The organism is Sphingomonas sp., assembly GCF_042095875.1.
Lineage (GTDB): Bacteria > Pseudomonadota > Alphaproteobacteria > Sphingomonadales > Sphingomonadaceae > Sphingomonas.
In genome coordinates, this window is the sequence record NZ_JBELMJ010000002.1 from 80,008 (window position 1) to 94,378 (window position 14,371).

The window sequence follows — 14,371 nt, forward strand, 5'->3', positions numbered from 1 at the left end:
GTTCAGCGGCCCAGCTTGAGGGTGTCGATGATCAGCGACTTGGCGGTCTGCATCACCTCGACGTTGTTCTGGTAGGTGCGCGCCGATTCCATCATGTCGACCAGCTCGCGGGTCTCGTCGACCGCGGCCTCGAATACGTTGCCGTCGCGGTCGGCCATCGGATTGGCAGGGTCGTAGCGCTTGGTCGGGGTCTCGCCCGCCGTCACGATCCGCTCGACGTCGACCGTCGAGAGGCCGGAGGCGGCATCGTAGCTGGTGCGGAACACAGGCTTGATCGTTTTGTACGCGGCCTCGACCGACCCGGCGATTCCGCCCGCGTTGGCGAGGTTCGACGCGCTGGTGTTCATCCGCGTCAGCTGCGCGGACATCGCGCGGCCGGCGGTCTGGAAGATGGTGACGGGCGTGCTCATTCGCTTATTCCCCCTTCAGCGCGCGGGTGATCTGGCCGATGCGCCCGTTCAGGAACGACAGCGTCGTCTGATACTGGACCGCATTCTCGGCGAAGGCGGTCTGCTCGCCGGCGAGTTCGACGGTGTTGCCGTCCATGCTCGGCTGGCTCGGCACGCGGTACTTGGTCTGCGCGGTGATGCCGGCGTCGACGTTGCCGGTCGCGGTCGCGCTCGCCAGCGCCGACTTCCAGTCGATGTCGCGCGCCTTGAAGCCGGGCGTGGACGCGTTGGCGATGTTGGACGCGAGCACGCCCATGCGCTGCGCGCGCACCTCCAACGCGTTTCCGTGTACCCCGAACAGACTGTCGCCAGCCATGTGATCTGCCTCCTGCGATGCGCCGACAAGGCGCTCGCGAGATGTTGAGCAAGGGGCGTGCCAGTTTCGATCGCAGGCGTGGCACGGCAGCGGCGACCGATCGGGCGGCAAGCGCTTGCCGGTTGCCGGCAATCGGCGTTGCCGGGCGGCAGCGAACCGGCCGTCGTGCCGATGGAGACGATAGCGCTGCCGGAACTGGCCCGCGGCTTGCACGGGCGAGCGCGATGACACCAGGCACTTTCCTCGACCCGCTCGCGCTCGCCATCGTCGGCGGGGGCACGTTGCTGGCGACCATGCTGCGCACGCCGACGCGCGACCTCGCGCGCGCGATCGCCGCGTTGACGGTGCTCGCGCGCCGACCTTTCTCGGCCGACGCGTTGCTCGAGCAGATCGCAGCGCAGGACCGGATCGCGCGGCGCCACGGCGCGATGGCGCTCGACCGCAGCGTGATCGCCGACGCCGACGTCGCGGCCGGCATCGCGGGCATCGTCGACGGCATGGCGCCCGAGGCGATCGCCGCCGAGCTCGACCGCGGTCGCCGCGCGCGGATCGAGCGGCATCTGGCGGCGGCGGACTGCTGGGCGGGCGCCGCCGAGGCCGCACCCGCAATGGGCATGGTCGGCACGCTGATCGGGCTGGTGGTGATGTTCACGCGGATGAGCGACCCCGCCGCGATCGGCAGCGCGATGGCGGTGGCGCTGCTCGCCACGCTGTACGGCGCGCTGCTCGCCAATCTCGTCGCGCTGCCGGTCGCGGCGCGGCTGCGCGCGGCGGCGCGGGTCGAGGCGAGCGAGCGGCAGCGGCTGGTCGCGCCGCTGATCGCGCTGGCGACGCGCGAGGCGCCGCGCCCGATGAACGTGGCGACGATCCGGGCTAGCGCGGCGTGATGGCGCACGCGACAGCGGTGTCCAACGACGACTTCCCCGCCTTCGCATCGGCGCGGCCGTCGTGGCTGATCACGCTCGCCGATCTGGCGCTACTGCTGGTCGGCTTCTTCGTGCTGCTCGAATCGAACCGGCAGCTCGACGCGCGCGCGATCACGCGCGCGGTCGCGGTCGGATTGGGCGTGACGCCGCCGCCGATGGCGGTCGCGGCCGAGGTGGTGGGCGGCTTCGCGCAAGGGTCGGCGTCGATCCCGGCAAGCCCCGACGCGATCGCCGCCTGGGCGCGCGGCGAGCTGCGCGACCCGCGCGTAGCCCTGCGCATCACCGGCGCGACCGACGGCAGCGTCGCCGACGCCGATCGGGCCACCGGCAGCGCCGCCTTGCTCGCCACCGACCGCGCGCGCGCCGTCGCGGCGGCATTGGCGGTGCGAGGCGTGCCGATCGAGCGCACGCAGATTTCCAACGCCGAGGTCGGCACGCGCCCCGCGCGCCACGTCCTCATCACGCTCGCCTTTATCGGCGAGGAAGGAACACGATGATCATTCTCTCGCTGCTCGCCGCCGCCGGCTTTCAGGACACCGCCTCGCTCGACCGTGCGGTCGCCGCCTTCACCGCGCGCCCGATCGGCAGCGAGGGCGGCGCGCGCGCATCGGTCGATCCGCGTCTGCGGCTCGCGCAATGCCCGACGGTCGCTTTGTCGTGGCGCAGCGAAGCGCACGACGCGGTGGTGGTATCGTGCGCCGGGCCGGATTGGCGCATCTTCGTGCCGGTACTCGCACCGCCCCGCGCGGCGGCGGCGACGCCGGCCGCGGTGAGTGCCGGAGCTGCGATGACGCCCAAGGCCGCGCCACCGGTGATCCGCCGCGGCGATCCGGTCACGATCGAGGCGGGCTCGGACGGCTTCTCGATCACGCGCGAGGGCGTGGCGGTCGGCGATGCCGCGCCGGGTGCGCGCTTCATGGTGCGCGTCGACGGCACGCCGCGCCCGGTGCAGGCGGTCGCGGTCGACAGCGGTCGCGCGACGCTGCCCGGCTGGAGCGAGTGAAAAAAGTCCTAAATCGGTTCGCCGAACGGTCGTTTCTTCGCGTGTCAGCGACGACCAACAGGTGCGGACATGGTGGATGCGGTAAACCCGACGACGATCAAGGCGAACGATCTGCGCATCGGCGCAGTTACGCGGGTGGCGATGGCCGCGCCGGCGGTGGCGGGTACGCCCGTCCAGGCGGCGGTGCCGACGCCGACGCTCGCCAATACGATGGCCGCCGCCGCGCCGATCGAGGCGAGCCGCGTCGCGCTCATCAAGGAAGCGGTGGAGAGCGGTCGCTATCCCCTGTCTCCCGCCAGCGTCGCCGACGCGCTGATCGCCGCCAAGTACGAGTGGATGTCGCATGACGCGTCGTGATGCTTTGGTGCGCGTGATCGACGCGCTGCACGCGGAGATCACCGCGCTCAAGACCAACGACGTCGGTGGCCTGGAACGCGCCACCGCGGCGAAGCTGAAGGGGATCGAGACGTTGCAGGCGCTGGGCGACGGTCCCGCCACGCCCGAATTGCGCGGGCTGGCCGAGGAAGCCGACCGGTTGAACGACACCTGCCGCATCTACGTCAACCTGATGGCGGCAAATGTTCGCCGCCGCCTGCAAGTCCTGTCCGGCGACGCTGCCGGTGCCTACGGCCGCGGCAAGCTCGCCTACGCCTGACGCGCGCTTGGCACGACCCTTGCTGATCGACCGGCTCTTAACAGGGCCTTTAACAGATCAGCATGACCGTTTCCGCGATCAACTCGGCGAGCCAACGCGTCACCTCCGCGATCCAACGGGCGGCGGCGCGTACCGGCATCGACTTCGATTACCTGATGGGCCAGGCGAAGCTGGAAAGCGGCTTCAACGCCAACGCGCGTGCCGGCACCTCCTCGGCGACTGGGCTCTACCAGTTCATTGAGCAGAGCTGGCTGGGCGTGATGAAGCAGCACGGCAGCGAGCACGGGCTCGGCTGGGCGGCGGACAGCATCCAGCGGGTCGGCGGGCGCTACGTGGTGGCGGGCGGCAACCGCGAGGCGGTGCTGGGCCTGCGCAACGATCCCGAGGTCGCCAGCCTGATGGCGGCCGAGCACGCCAGCGACAACAAGGCCGCGATCGAGGGTGCGACTGGCCGCACCGCGACGGGCACCGACCTCTACATGGCGCATTTCCTGGGGCTGGGCGGCGCGAAGCAGTTCCTGTCGGCGATGGCGGGCAATCCGGGGCGCGACGCCGCCAGCCTGTTTCCCGCCGCCGCGCGCGCCAATCGCAACGTCTTCTACGCGAGCGACGGCAGCGCGCGCTCGCTGTCGCAGGTGTACCAGCGGTTCGCGGACAAGCTGGGCGACGGCGCGGACGCCTCGGGCAGCGGCGTCGCCTCGACCGGCAATCTGTCGACGATGCAGTTCGCCGCGCAGGCGCTCGGCATGGGCGATGACGCAACGGTCGTGACCGGTGCCGGCGAGAGCGCGAGCGACGCGCTGTCGTGGGCGCGCTCGACGCTCGGTCAGATCAAGGGTCAGGCGGCGAGCCAGGCGTCGCTGCTGCGGCCGAGCCCCGACAACGCCCGCCTCGCCTACCTGATGCTCGCGTCGATGGGGGGTCGCTAAGCGATGAAGCTGCTCGCCAACGCGCGCCAGGCAGCACTGCCCGCCGCGATCCTGCTGCTCGTCGTGCTGATGGTGGTGCCGATCCCGGCCGCCATGCTCGACGTGTTCTTCATCATGAACATCACGATCAGCCTCGCGGTGCTGATGGTGGCGCTGAACGCGGAGAAGCCGCTCGATTTCTCCGCCTTCCCGACCGTGCTGCTGTTCGCGACGCTGTTCCGGCTCGGGCTGAACGTCGCCTCGACCCGCGTCGTGCTGGTCCACGGTCACGAGGGCGAGTCGGCCGCGGGGCACGTAATCGAGGCGTTCGGCACCTTCGTGATCGGCGGCGACTACGTCGTCGGGCTGTTCGTGTTCGCGATCATCGTCATCATCAACTTGATCGTCGTGACCAAGGGCGCGGGGCGTGTGTCCGAGGTGTCGGCGCGCTTCACGCTCGACGCGTTGCCGGGCAAGCAGATGGCGATCGACGCCGACCTGAACGCCGGGCTCATTACGCCAGACGAGGCGAAGAAGCGCCGCATCGACGTCGCGACCGAGGCCGAATTCTACGGATCGATGGATGGTTCGTCGAAGTTCGTGAAGGGCGACGCGGTCGCCGGACTGCTGATCCTCGCCGCCAACGTGATCGGCGGGCTGATCCTGGGTCCGGTAAGCCACGGCCTCGGCATCGCCAAAGCGGCGCAGACCTACACCATGCTCGCGATCGGCGACGCGCTGGTCGCGCAGGTGCCGGCATTGCTCTTGTCGATCGCCGCCGCGTCGATCGTGACCCGCGTCAAGTCGGAGAAGGACCTGGCGGGACAGATCGGCAGCCAGTTCGGCTCGGCGCGCACTTGGACGCCGGTCGCCGCGATCCTGACGCTGCTCGGCGTGCTGCCGGGCATGCCGCACCTCGTCATCCTGCCGATCGCCGCGATCGCCGGGTTCGCCGCGTGGAAGCTCAACCAGATCGCGAAGCGCCCCGCCCCCGCCGAGCCCGTGGCCGTAGCCGAGGCGCCCGACCTGTCGAAAATCGGCTGGGACGAGGTGACCGAGGGCATGATGGTCAACCTCGACATCGGCTACGGGCTGGTGCCGCTGGTCGACGAGCGCCGCGGTGCGCCGCTGATGGCGCGGATTACCGGGGTGCGCCGGCAATTGTCGAAGGAGCTGGGCTTCGTCGTCCCGCAGGTGCGCGTGCGCGACGACATCAACCTCGCGCCCTATACCTATCGCCTGATGCTGGGCGGCGTGTGCGTCGGCGAGGATCAGGTCTCGCCCGACGAGATGCTGGCGCTCGACACCGGACAGGGTTTCGGCGAACTGCTCGGCAAGAAGGCGAAGGATCCGACCTTCGGCCTGGAGGCGACCTGGATCGCGCCGGGCGACACGGACGCCGCGACCGGTCAGGGTTACCTGGTGGTCGACGCCGGCACCGTGATCGCGACGCATCTCAACCACGCGCTCGGCGCCCATGCGTCGGACCTGCTCGGCGCCGACGAGGTGCAGGCGCTGCTCGATGGCCTCAAGGAACGCTCGCCGCAGCTGGTCGCGTCGCTGTGCCCGCAGCCGCTGCCGCTCACCACGCTGACCGCGGTGCTCCGCGCGCTGCTGGCCGAGGGCATCCCGCTCAAGGAATTCCGCCGCATCGCCGCCGCGATCTCGGCCTCGGCGCAGCACAGCGCCAGCGCGGAGGAGATCGTCGAGCTGGCGCGGCCGCTGCTGGGCGGGCTCATCATCCAGAAGCTGGCGGGCGTGCGCGAGCCGCTGCGCGTCATGACGCTGGAGGGCGGGCTGGAGCAATTGCTCGGCCAGGCGATGCGCGCCGACCCGTCGCGCCGCCACGTCATCGAGCCCGACCTCGGCCGCCGCATCGTCGACGCGCTGCAGGCCGCCGCCCAGCCGATGATCGCCGAGGCCAAGCCCTTCGCGCTCGTCGTCCAGCCCGCGATCCGCGTGGCTGTCCGCAAACTCGTTCGAACCGTTCTGCCGGATACCCCTGTCATGAGCTTCTTCGAAGTACCCGAGGACAAGGCCGTCGAGGTCGTCGCCGTGATCGGCGGCGCAGGCCAGCCCGCGCACGTCGCGCACCAGCAGGCGCTGGCAGCATGAGCGCCGAGCCGATGCGCGGCACGTTCGCCGACGCGCAGCCCGTGGCGAGTCCTTCCCTCACCGGCGCGCCGCTCACTTATAGTCCGCGCGTACGCGCGCGAAACGACGCGGCGCTGGTGCAGGCGCACCTGCCGCTCGTCCGCCGGATCGCGTGGCACGTCCACGGCTCGGTCTCGACCGCGGTCGAGGTCGAGGACCTGATCCAGGTCGGGCTGGTCGCGCTGGTTGAGGCGGCGGCGGCGTTCGAGGACCGCGGGCAGGTGACGTTCAAGCAGTACCTGACCACCCGCCTGCGCGGCAGCATGATCGACGAGCTGCGCCGACACGCCGCGATGACGCGCGGCGCGATCCGCCGCCGCCGCGAGTTCGCGCGCGCGACCAGCGCGCTGTCGGGCGAGCTCGGCCGCGCGCCGGTCGAGCGTGAGCTGGCCGATCGGCTGGGCGTGTCGGTCGAGAAGCTGCGCGGCGATTATGCCAGCGCCGACGCGGTCAAGTACGAGTCGATCGACGAGGTCTACGCCGACGACCAGCCGTGGTTCGCGAGCGACGAGCCCGACGCCTTCACGCAACTGGCCGAGGCCGAGCAGCGCGATTGCCTGATCGCCGCGATCGCGAGCCTGCCCGAGCGCGAGCAGCTGGTGATCCAGCTCTACCACGTCGAAGAGCTGAACCTGGACGAGATCGGCCAGGTGCTGGGCGTCGGCGCGGCGCGGGTTTGCCAGATCAAGGCGGCGGCGCACGCCAGGCTGAAGAAGGCGATGCTGCGCCGCTGATATCAACTGCCGACAGCCTCTCTCCCCTGCCCCGCTCGCGCCACCCGCGCCGGCGGGGTTTCTTTTGCGCCCGCGAAGCGTTGGCGGCGGTGAAGGAGAGCGATGATGACCGACCAGCGTAAGCCCGAGCCCGAACTGCCGATCGGCGACGTGGACGCGAGCGGCGTGCCGCTCGGCCACGAGGCGGAGCGTCGCCCGGCCGAGGACGACACGGCCGCGCACGACGACGGCACCGACGCGAATACCGACGACCTAACCGTGCAGGGCGGCGAGTAGCCAAGGTCCTGCGCGTGCCAAGCAGGTGCGGAGGCGCGGAAGGTCACGCTAAGGTCACGCCAACGCGTACGCGCGCGCTCGCGAGTCTATATACATGGTGCTGTTAAAGCGCCGCGCCGTGCCTGCCATCGCCCCCGGCATGTAGGACAGCGCGAAACCGCGCGGGCGGCGGACGAGCGAAAGCCCCGGCAGTCGGGTGACCGCCGGGGCTTCGTTCTCGCCGAGAATTGTTCGGGCTTAGCCGAGCAGCTTGAGCACGCCCTGCGCCGACTGGTTCGCCTGGCTGAGCATCGCGGTCGACGCCTGGCTGAGGATCTGCGCCTTGGCGAGCGACGTCGTCTCGGTCGAGAAGTCCGCGTCCTCGATCCGGCTGCGCGCGTCCGACAGGTTGGTCGCGTTCGAGGTCATGTTGTTGACCGCCGATTCGAGCCGGTTCTGTGCGGCGCCGAGGCCGGCGCGGGTGGTGGAAATCTGCTTCAGCGCGTCGTCGAAAGCTTGAAGTGTCGGCACGGCCGGCGGCGTGGTTGTTCCGTTCGCAGTAACGGGAACCGAGCTGCCGGTCATGCCGCCGTTCGCCGCAGTGAAATCGACGATGTCGGCGAGCTTGCTCTTGGTGTTGTCCGAGCTGTCGAGATCGGCGACCGAGATCTGCAACGTGTCGTTGGCGTTCGCGCCGGTCTGAATGTCGAACGTCTTCGCTGCGCCATCGGTCGCACCGCCGGTGAACAGCGTCTTGCCGTTAAATTGCGTGTTCTTGACCACCGAGTAGATCTGGTTGGCGAGCGCGTCCTGCTCCTTGTAGATGTTCTGCTTGTCGTCGTCCGAATAGGTGCCGTTCTGCGACTGCACGGTCAGCTCGCGCATGCGCTGGAGCATGTTGGTGACCTCGTCGAGCGCGCCCTCGGCGGTCTGCGCCAGGCTGATGCCGTCGTTGGCGTTGCGAACGCCCTGGTTCATGCCCTTGATCTGCGCGGTCATCGAGCTGGCGATGGCGAGGCCGGCGGCGTCATCCTTGGCCGAGTTGATGCGCTTGCCGGTCGACAGGCGCTCCATCGACGTGGCGAGCGACTTGCTCGCCATCGTCGAGGCGTTGGCGGCGCGGAGCGAGGAAATGTTGCTGTTGATCACGGTCATGGCAGGGTCTCCATCATCGGCACCGCTGCTGCCCCCACGGCGCGCACGATGCGTTCGCACCATCAAACGACCGGTCGGCGCGTCCTTTAAGGACTTTTCGCGCGATCGATGCTCTGTTTGCCGAAAACGAGAAAGGCTCCGGCGCAGTGCCGGAGCCTTTCGTATCGCGCGAGGCGTGACGCCCGAGTGGGGGCGACGCCGCGCCCCGCCTAGCCGACGGGATCAGCCCAGCAGCTTGAGCACGCCCTGCGCCGACTGGTTGGCCTGGCTGAGCATCGCGGTCGACGCCTGGCTGAGGATCTGCGCCTTGGCGAGCGCGGTCGTCTCGGTCGAGAAGTCCGCGTCCTCGATCCGGCTGCGCGCGTCGGACAGGTTGGTGGCGTTGTTGGTCATGTTGTTGACCGCCGACTCGAGCCGGTTCTGCGATGCGCCCAAGGAAGCGCGCTGCGTCGCCACCGCTGACAATGCACCGTCATAATCTTCGAGCGTCGCGGCGGCGCGCAGCGACGCATCGGTCGTGACCGCACCATTCGCGTCGCGCACCGCGAACGTCACGACTTGCGAAATCGACTTGGTGTTGGCGACATAGCCGGTGGCCATGTTCGAGAAGCTGAGCGACACGGTGTCGCTGGTATTGGCGCCCGTCTGGATCGAAACCACACCGGCCGTGCCGGCAGTGCCGTCGAACAGGTTCTTGCCGTTGAACGTGGTGGTCTTGATCACCGAATCGATCTGCTTGGCGAGCGCGGTCTGCTCGGTGGTGATGTTGGTCTTGTCGGTGTCCGAATAGGTGCCGTTCTTCGACTGGACCTGCAGCTCGCGCATGCGCTGGAGCATGTTGCTGACCTCGTCGAGCGCGCCTTCGGCGGTCTGCGCCATCGAGATGCCGTCGTTGGCGTTCCGAATGCCCTGGTTCATGCCCTTGATCTGCGCGGTCATGCTGGACGCGATCGCGAGGCCGGCGGCATCGTCCTTCGCCGAGTTGATGCGCTTGCCGGTCGACAGGCGCTCCATCGAGGTCGACAGCATGTCCTGTGCCTTGATCCCCGCGTTCGAGGCGCGCAGCGATGAGATGTTGCTTCCGATAACGGTCATGGGTGCTCCGATAAGCCAGGCTCCGACCGCCGCCCCCGTGGCGAAGGAGAAGGTGCCGCCCTTCCAAACGACCGGCGCGGCCCACGATTAAGTCGAAAATCTGCCATGCCCGCCCCTGTGCGCCCGAACGCAACGAACCCCGATGGCCTCGCCATCGGGGTTCGTCGTGTGGCGCCTGGCGCCGCGGGATCGGAGCCGACACCCGAGCGGGGGACGGCGCCGGCTCCGAGCAGGTCAGCCGAGCAGCTTCAGCACGCTCTGCGTCGACTGGTTCGCCTGGCTGAGCATCGCGGTCGACGCCTGGCTGAGGATCTGCGCCTTGGCGAGTGCGGTCGTCTCGCTCGAGAAGTCGGTGTCCTCGATTCGGCTGCGCGCGTCGGACAGGTTGGTCATGTTCGAGGTCGTGTTGTTGACCGCCGATTCGAGCCGGTTCTGCGTCGCACCCAGGCTCGCCCGCGCCGTCGACACTGCCTTCAGCGCATTGTCGTAGATCGTCAACGAACCGCTTGTCGTGTCGCTAGCGAACGTCAGGGCAGTCACCGCCGCCACGTCGCCGGTACCCAGGTTGGCCGACTGCAACGTAATGGTGTCGGTGCTGTTCGCGCCGGTTTGGATGGTGAAGCCAGTCGCGGCACCCGCATCGAACAGCTTCTTGCTGTTGAACTCGGTGTTGGTCACCACCGCGGAGATCTGATCCTTCAGCGCCTTCTGCTCGGCACGGATGTTGGTCTTGTCGCTATCGGCGTAGGTGCCGTTCAGCGACTGGACGCTCAGCTCGCGCATGCGCTGGAGCATGTTGCTGACCTCGTCGAGCGCGCCCTCGGCGGTCTGCGCCATCGAGATGCCGTCGTTGGCGTTGCGGATGCCCTGGCTCATGCCCTTGATCTGCGCGGTCATCGACGAGCTGATCGCGAGGCCGGCGGCGTCGTCCTTCGCCGAGTTGATGCGCTTGCCGGTCGACAGGCGCTCCATCGAGGTCGCGAGCGACTTGCTCGCCATCGTCGACGCGTTGGTGGCGCGCAGCGCCGAGGTGTTGGATGCGATAACGGTCACGTCTGTTCTCCTGTGCCCAACCCGTCCGCCGCCCCCCGTTCATCGAGGCAGGATGCCGAGCCGTCGAAGCATCAAACGACCGCCCGGCGGCATGATTTAGCCGTTTGTTGCCGCCAGCCGGCAGCGTGGTGCCGCGGCCCTTGCCGCTGGCCGCCGCCTCGTGCGGGCACGCGTACACGGAAGGAAAACACCTCGCGCGCACCCACGCGAACGCGCCCGGAAAATATCTGCCGCCGCCCGGCAAGGATACGCGGCGTTAACCAATTGGGCGGCAAAAGAGGGCAGCAACACAGGGAATCGATTTCATGCGTTCGATCGTGCCGTCGGCGAGAGTGATGAACGAGCATCTGACGCTCGTGTCGTCCTTGCGCGCGCAGGGGTTCGCCGTGGAGCTGCCGGGTGGGCGCGCGCAGGCGGGTGCGGGGCATCTGGTCGCCGAGGGCGAGGCGATGGCGGTGCCGGCGCGCACGCTGATCGTCGCGCGGCCGGACGCGGGCGAGGCGCCCGGCGTGGTGCCGTTCCGCGACGGGCAGCCGGCGCGGATCAGCTACGCGCACGGCGACGCGGCGGTCGGCAACGCCTTCGCGCGCGCGCTGATCGGTGGGCCCGAGCTGCCGACCGCGGCGGACCCGGAGAGCCTGGCACTGCTGGCGCTCGCCGAGCGGGTCGCGGAGGCCGACATCACCGTGCTGATCAACGGTCCGACCGGCACCGGCAAGGAAGTGCTGGCGCGCACGATCCACGCGAACTCCGCGCGGGCCGACGGGCCGTTCGTGGCGCTGAACTGCGCCGCGCTGCCCGAGACGATGCTGGAAGCGATGCTGTTCGGGCACGTGAAGGGCAGCTTCACCGGCGCGACCGCGGCGGGCGACGGCTTCTTCCGCGCGGCGCACGGCGGCACGATCCTGCTAGACGAGATCGCCGAGATGCCAGTGGGGTTGCAGGCGAAGCTCCTACGCGTGCTGCAGGAGCGCGAGGTGGTGCCGATCGGCGCGACGCAGCCGGTGCCGGTCGACGTGCGCGTGATCGCCTGCGCCAACCGCGATCTGCAGGCCGAGGTCGCCGCCGGGCGCTTCCGCGCCGATCTCTATTACCGCCTGTCGGTGTTCCCGCTGACCACCAAGGCGCTGGCCGAGCGCGCGCAGGACATTCCCGCGCTCGCCGCGACGATGATCCTGCGCCACGCCGGCGCGCGCAGCGTCGTGCCGTGGCCGTCCGACGACGCGATCGCGGCGCTGATGGCGCACGACTGGCCGGGCAACGTGCGCGAGCTGGAGAATGTGATCCAGCGCGCGCTGCTGTTCGCGGGCAATGCCGAGGTGATCGAGGCGCACCACATCCTGTTCGATCGTCCGACCGCGGTGGCTGCGGTGCCGGCCGCGCTGCCGCCCGCGGAGCAGGCTGAGGAGCCCGCGACGCTGGGACAGGTCGTGCAGCTGTCGGAATTCGCCAAGATCCGCGAAACGCTCGCCGCGTGCGGCGGCAGCCGGATCGAGACGGCCAAGCGCCTCGGCATCTCCGAGCGGACGCTGCGCTATCGCTTGGCCAAGGCGCGCGAGCAGGGAGACGACCTGGCCTCGGCCAACACGCTGCGGGCCGTCGGCGCATGAGCGCGATCGGAGGCGTCGGCGGCGTCGACCGCGTGATGGCGCTGAGGGCGCAGATCCTGGAGCGCAACAGCGCGTTGCAGCGCGCGAACACCGCCGCGGGGGCTGGGGCGCCCGAGAGCGCGACCGCCGCCGCGCCGACCAGCTTCGCCGACACGATGCAGAACGCGCTCGCGAAGGTGAACGACGGTCAGCAGCGCGCCAGCGCTTTGTCGGAGCAGTACGAGCGCGGCGAGACGATCGACATCGCCAAGGTGATGCTCGCCCGGCAAGAGGCATCGGTCGGTTTCGAGGCGACGATGCAGGTCCGCAACAAGATCCTGTCCGCGTACAAGGACATCATGAGCATGCCGGTCTGACATGAGCAACGCACTCGCCCCCGCGAATAATCTCGTGCCCGAGAAGTTCGCCAACCCGCTGCGCCAGATCCAGGGCGCGCTGGCCCAGCCCGCGGTGCGCCGCGCGGGGCCTATGGCGCTGATGGTTGGGTTGATCGGCGCGGCCGGGCTCGCCTGGTCGGCGCTGTCCGCCGCGCCGCAGAAGACGCTGTTCGCAGGGCTCCCCGACGCCGACAAGGCGGCGGTGACGAGCGCGCTGACCGCCGCCAACATCCCGAGCCAGATCGACGACGGCGCGGGTACGCTGACCGTCAACGAGGAGGATTATTCCAAGGCGCGGCTGCTGCTCGCCGGGCAAGGCCTGCCCAAGGCGGCGCCGGGCGGCTACGCGATCCTCGACCAATTGCCGATGGGCGTTTCCCGCGCGGTCGAGGGCGAGCGGTTGCGCCAGGCGCGCGAGACCGAGATCGCGCGCTCGATCCAGGAGATCGACGCGGTCGCGGAGGCGCGCGTCCACCTGGCGGTGCCCGAATCGACCGTGTTCGTGCGCGACAATGCCGCGCCGTCGGCGTCGGTGGTCATCAAGTTGCAGGCCGGACGCTCGCTGTCGGACGCGCAGGTGGCGTCGATCATCAATCTCGTCGCCTCGTCGGTGCCGGGGATGAAGCCCGACAGCGTCACCGTGGTCGATCAGCTCGGCGCGTTGTTGAGCAAGTCGGGCGACGGCGGCAGCGACAGCGGCGACGCACGGTTGCGCGTGCAGCGGCAGGTCGAGGACAAGGTACGCCAGCAGCTGAACGCGCTGCTGACGCCGCTGGTCGGCGCGGGCAATTTCACCGCCGAGGTGCAGGCCGACGTCAACATGGACGAGACCAGCGCCACGCGCGAGAGCTACGACAAGAACGGTATCCTGCGCGCCGAGACGGGCAATTGGACCGGCAACCAGGCGAACGCGCAGGCGCCGGGCGGTATACCCGGCGCGCTGAGCAACACGCCGCCGCCCGCCTCACAGCTGTCGACGCCGCAGCCCGCCACGGGCAACCCCGGCACGCCCGCGAGCGCACCGGTCGCGGGCGGCCCGGCGCCCGATGCCAACAAGCAGTCGGACTCGTTCCAGCGCGCCTATGACCTGGGCAAGGAAGTGTCGGTGACGCGCGCGGCACCCGGCAGCATCAAGCGCCTCTCTGTCGCGGTGCTGCTGCGCGACCCCGAGAAGGGTCGCCGCACCGCGATGGAGATCAACCAGATCGACAGTTTGGTGAAGTCCGCGGTCGGCTTCGACGGCAATCGGCAGGACCAGGTGACCGTCATTAGCCGCAAGTTCGCGGGCGCCGACGATGCGGCCAAGGACGGCCCGGCGTGGTACGACAACAATTGGCTGCCGGTGCTGGCGCGCAACCTGACCGCGATCGTCATCGCGCTGCTGGTCCTGCTGCTGGGCGTGCGGCCGATCGCCAAGGCGTTGATGAAGAAGCGCGAAGAGGCGACCCCTGCCCTGGCCGCGCCCGCCGGGGTCGACGCGGACGGCAATCCGCTGCCCGCGGTGGACGCCGACGGCAACCCCGCGATCACGGTCGCGCCCCCGGTCAGCCTGGAGCAGATCGCGGCGAGCCGCAGCTACGACGAGAAGATCGGCGCGGTGCGCGGCTTCACCCGCGATAATCCGGCGCGCGCGGCGCTGGCGGTGCGTGACATGATCATGGCGGACGCGAAATCGTGAGCG

Annotated in this window: 17 protein-coding genes; 12 read left to right on the plus strand and 5 right to left on the minus strand. The window is 69.5% G+C overall.

Translation table 11 applies throughout. The features are described from left to right. Positions 1-2: 2 nt before the first annotated feature. Together flgC and flgB are read right to left on the minus strand one after the other, a co-directional pair. Positions 3-410 carry a flagellar basal body rod protein FlgC gene (gene flgC, locus ACFDS6_RS01395; protein WP_375270320.1) on the minus strand — a complete coding sequence of 136 codons (408 nt, stop codon included), beginning with the start codon at positions 408-410 and terminating at the stop codon, positions 3-5. A 4-nt stretch (positions 411-414) separates the two neighbouring features. Then, entirely contained in the window at positions 415-765 is a 351-nt protein-coding gene (flgB, locus tag ACFDS6_RS01400) for a flagellar basal body rod protein FlgB (protein ID WP_375270321.1), read from the minus strand. A gap of 224 nt (positions 766-989) precedes the next feature. Between flgB and ACFDS6_RS01405 the strand changes: the two genes are divergently transcribed. The 9 genes from ACFDS6_RS01405 to ACFDS6_RS01445 all read left to right on the plus strand — a co-directional run bounded on the left by ACFDS6_RS01405 (position 990) and on the right by ACFDS6_RS01445 (position 7,421). After that, entirely contained in the window at positions 990-1,652 is a 663-nt protein-coding gene (locus ACFDS6_RS01405; protein WP_375270322.1) for a MotA/TolQ/ExbB proton channel family protein, read from the plus strand. Beyond that, entirely contained in the window at positions 1,652-2,188 is a 537-nt protein-coding gene (locus ACFDS6_RS01410; RefSeq protein ID WP_375270323.1) for a flagellar motor protein MotB, read from the plus strand. The genes ACFDS6_RS01405 and ACFDS6_RS01410 overlap by 1 nt, the downstream gene beginning before the upstream one ends. Further along, positions 2,185-2,694: a flagella basal body P-ring formation protein FlgA gene (locus tag ACFDS6_RS01415; RefSeq protein ID WP_375270324.1), complete on the plus strand. Its 510-nt coding sequence runs from the start codon at positions 2,185-2,187 to the stop codon at positions 2,692-2,694. The genes ACFDS6_RS01410 and ACFDS6_RS01415 overlap by 4 nt, the downstream gene beginning before the upstream one ends. 69 nt (positions 2,695-2,763) lie before the next feature. Further along, positions 2,764-3,051 carry a flagellar biosynthesis anti-sigma factor FlgM gene (locus ACFDS6_RS01420; RefSeq protein ID WP_375270325.1) on the plus strand — a complete coding sequence of 96 codons (288 nt, stop codon included), beginning with the start codon at positions 2,764-2,766 and terminating at the stop codon, positions 3,049-3,051. Next, a complete protein-coding gene (locus ACFDS6_RS01425; RefSeq protein WP_375270326.1) occupies positions 3,038-3,349 on the plus strand; it encodes a flagellar protein FlgN in 312 nt (103 codons plus the stop codon). Before ACFDS6_RS01420 ends, ACFDS6_RS01425 begins: the two co-directional genes overlap by 14 nt. 62 nt (positions 3,350-3,411) lie before the next feature. After that, positions 3,412-4,278: a lytic transglycosylase domain-containing protein gene (locus tag ACFDS6_RS01430; RefSeq protein WP_375270327.1), complete on the plus strand. Its 867-nt coding sequence runs from the start codon at positions 3,412-3,414 to the stop codon at positions 4,276-4,278. Positions 4,279-4,281: 3 nt separating this feature from the next. Further along, positions 4,282-6,372, plus strand: coding sequence for a flagellar biosynthesis protein FlhA (gene flhA, locus ACFDS6_RS01435; RefSeq protein WP_375270328.1), 2,091 nt, complete (start codon positions 4,282-4,284; stop codon positions 6,370-6,372). Continuing rightward, a complete protein-coding gene (locus ACFDS6_RS01440) occupies positions 6,369-7,145 on the plus strand; it encodes a FliA/WhiG family RNA polymerase sigma factor (RefSeq protein WP_375270329.1) in 777 nt (258 codons plus the stop codon). Before flhA ends, ACFDS6_RS01440 begins: the two co-directional genes overlap by 4 nt. Positions 7,146-7,250: 105 nt before the next feature. Continuing rightward, entirely contained in the window at positions 7,251-7,421 is a 171-nt protein-coding gene (locus ACFDS6_RS01445) for a hypothetical protein (RefSeq protein WP_375270330.1), read from the plus strand. A gap of 237 nt (positions 7,422-7,658) precedes the next feature. On the opposite strand, the gene ACFDS6_RS01450 is transcribed toward ACFDS6_RS01445, so the two are convergent. The 3 genes from ACFDS6_RS01450 to ACFDS6_RS01460 form a co-directional block, all read right to left on the minus strand. Next, entirely contained in the window at positions 7,659-8,555 is an 897-nt protein-coding gene (locus ACFDS6_RS01450) for a flagellin (protein WP_375270331.1), read from the minus strand. 222 nt (positions 8,556-8,777) lie between these two features. Next, entirely contained in the window at positions 8,778-9,650 is an 873-nt protein-coding gene (locus tag ACFDS6_RS01455; protein WP_375270332.1) for a flagellin, read from the minus strand. Between the two features lie 234 nt (positions 9,651-9,884). After that, positions 9,885-10,703 (minus strand): flagellin, encoded by an 819-nt coding sequence (locus ACFDS6_RS01460; protein WP_375270333.1) that lies wholly within the window; start codon positions 10,701-10,703, stop codon positions 9,885-9,887. Positions 10,704-11,008: 305 nt separating this feature from the next. On the opposite strand from ACFDS6_RS01460, the gene ACFDS6_RS01465 reads away from it, so the two are divergent. From ACFDS6_RS01465 to fliF, 3 genes are read left to right on the plus strand one after another with little or no spacing between them, the layout of a single operon-like run. Further along, positions 11,009-12,313, plus strand: a complete 1,305-nt coding sequence (locus ACFDS6_RS01465) for a sigma-54 interaction domain-containing protein (RefSeq protein WP_375270334.1) — start codon at positions 11,009-11,011, stop codon at positions 12,311-12,313. Beyond that, on the plus strand, positions 12,310-12,669 hold the full coding sequence (gene fliE, locus ACFDS6_RS01470; protein ID WP_375270335.1) for a flagellar hook-basal body complex protein FliE: 360 nt from the start codon (positions 12,310-12,312) through the stop codon (positions 12,667-12,669). The genes ACFDS6_RS01465 and fliE overlap by 4 nt, the downstream gene beginning before the upstream one ends. A 1-nt stretch (position 12,670) precedes the next feature. Further along, a complete protein-coding gene (gene fliF / locus ACFDS6_RS01475; protein WP_375270336.1) occupies positions 12,671-14,368 on the plus strand; it encodes a flagellar basal-body MS-ring/collar protein FliF in 1,698 nt (565 codons plus the stop codon). Positions 14,369-14,371: the final 3 nt, after the last annotated feature.

Coding starts and splice junctions, on each gene's coding strand:
- ACFDS6_RS01465 (WP_375270334.1), top strand. CDS start 11,009: ATGCGTTCGATCGTGCCGTCGGCGAGAGTGATGAACGAGCATCTGACG.
- ACFDS6_RS01455 (WP_375270332.1), bottom strand. CDS start 9,650: ATGACCGTTATCGGAAGCAACATCTCATCGCTGCGCGCCTCGAACGCG.
- flgB (WP_375270321.1), bottom strand. CDS start 765: ATGGCTGGCGACAGTCTGTTCGGGGTACACGGAAACGCGTTGGAGGTG.
- ACFDS6_RS01410 (WP_375270323.1), top strand. CDS start 1,652: ATGGCGCACGCGACAGCGGTGTCCAACGACGACTTCCCCGCCTTCGCA.
- ACFDS6_RS01445 (WP_375270330.1), top strand. CDS start 7,251: ATGACCGACCAGCGTAAGCCCGAGCCCGAACTGCCGATCGGCGACGTG.
- fliF (WP_375270336.1), top strand. CDS start 12,671: ATGAGCAACGCACTCGCCCCCGCGAATAATCTCGTGCCCGAGAAGTTC.
- ACFDS6_RS01425 (WP_375270326.1), top strand. CDS start 3,038: ATGACGCGTCGTGATGCTTTGGTGCGCGTGATCGACGCGCTGCACGCG.
- flgC (WP_375270320.1), bottom strand. CDS start 410: ATGAGCACGCCCGTCACCATCTTCCAGACCGCCGGCCGCGCGATGTCC.
- fliE (WP_375270335.1), top strand. CDS start 12,310: ATGAGCGCGATCGGAGGCGTCGGCGGCGTCGACCGCGTGATGGCGCTG.
- ACFDS6_RS01415 (WP_375270324.1), top strand. CDS start 2,185: ATGATCATTCTCTCGCTGCTCGCCGCCGCCGGCTTTCAGGACACCGCC.
- ACFDS6_RS01430 (WP_375270327.1), top strand. CDS start 3,412: ATGACCGTTTCCGCGATCAACTCGGCGAGCCAACGCGTCACCTCCGCG.
- ACFDS6_RS01420 (WP_375270325.1), top strand. CDS start 2,764: ATGGTGGATGCGGTAAACCCGACGACGATCAAGGCGAACGATCTGCGC.
- flhA (WP_375270328.1), top strand. CDS start 4,282: ATGAAGCTGCTCGCCAACGCGCGCCAGGCAGCACTGCCCGCCGCGATC.
- ACFDS6_RS01440 (WP_375270329.1), top strand. CDS start 6,369: ATGAGCGCCGAGCCGATGCGCGGCACGTTCGCCGACGCGCAGCCCGTG.
- ACFDS6_RS01450 (WP_375270331.1), bottom strand. CDS start 8,555: ATGACCGTGATCAACAGCAACATTTCCTCGCTCCGCGCCGCCAACGCC.
- ACFDS6_RS01405 (WP_375270322.1), top strand. CDS start 990: ATGACACCAGGCACTTTCCTCGACCCGCTCGCGCTCGCCATCGTCGGC.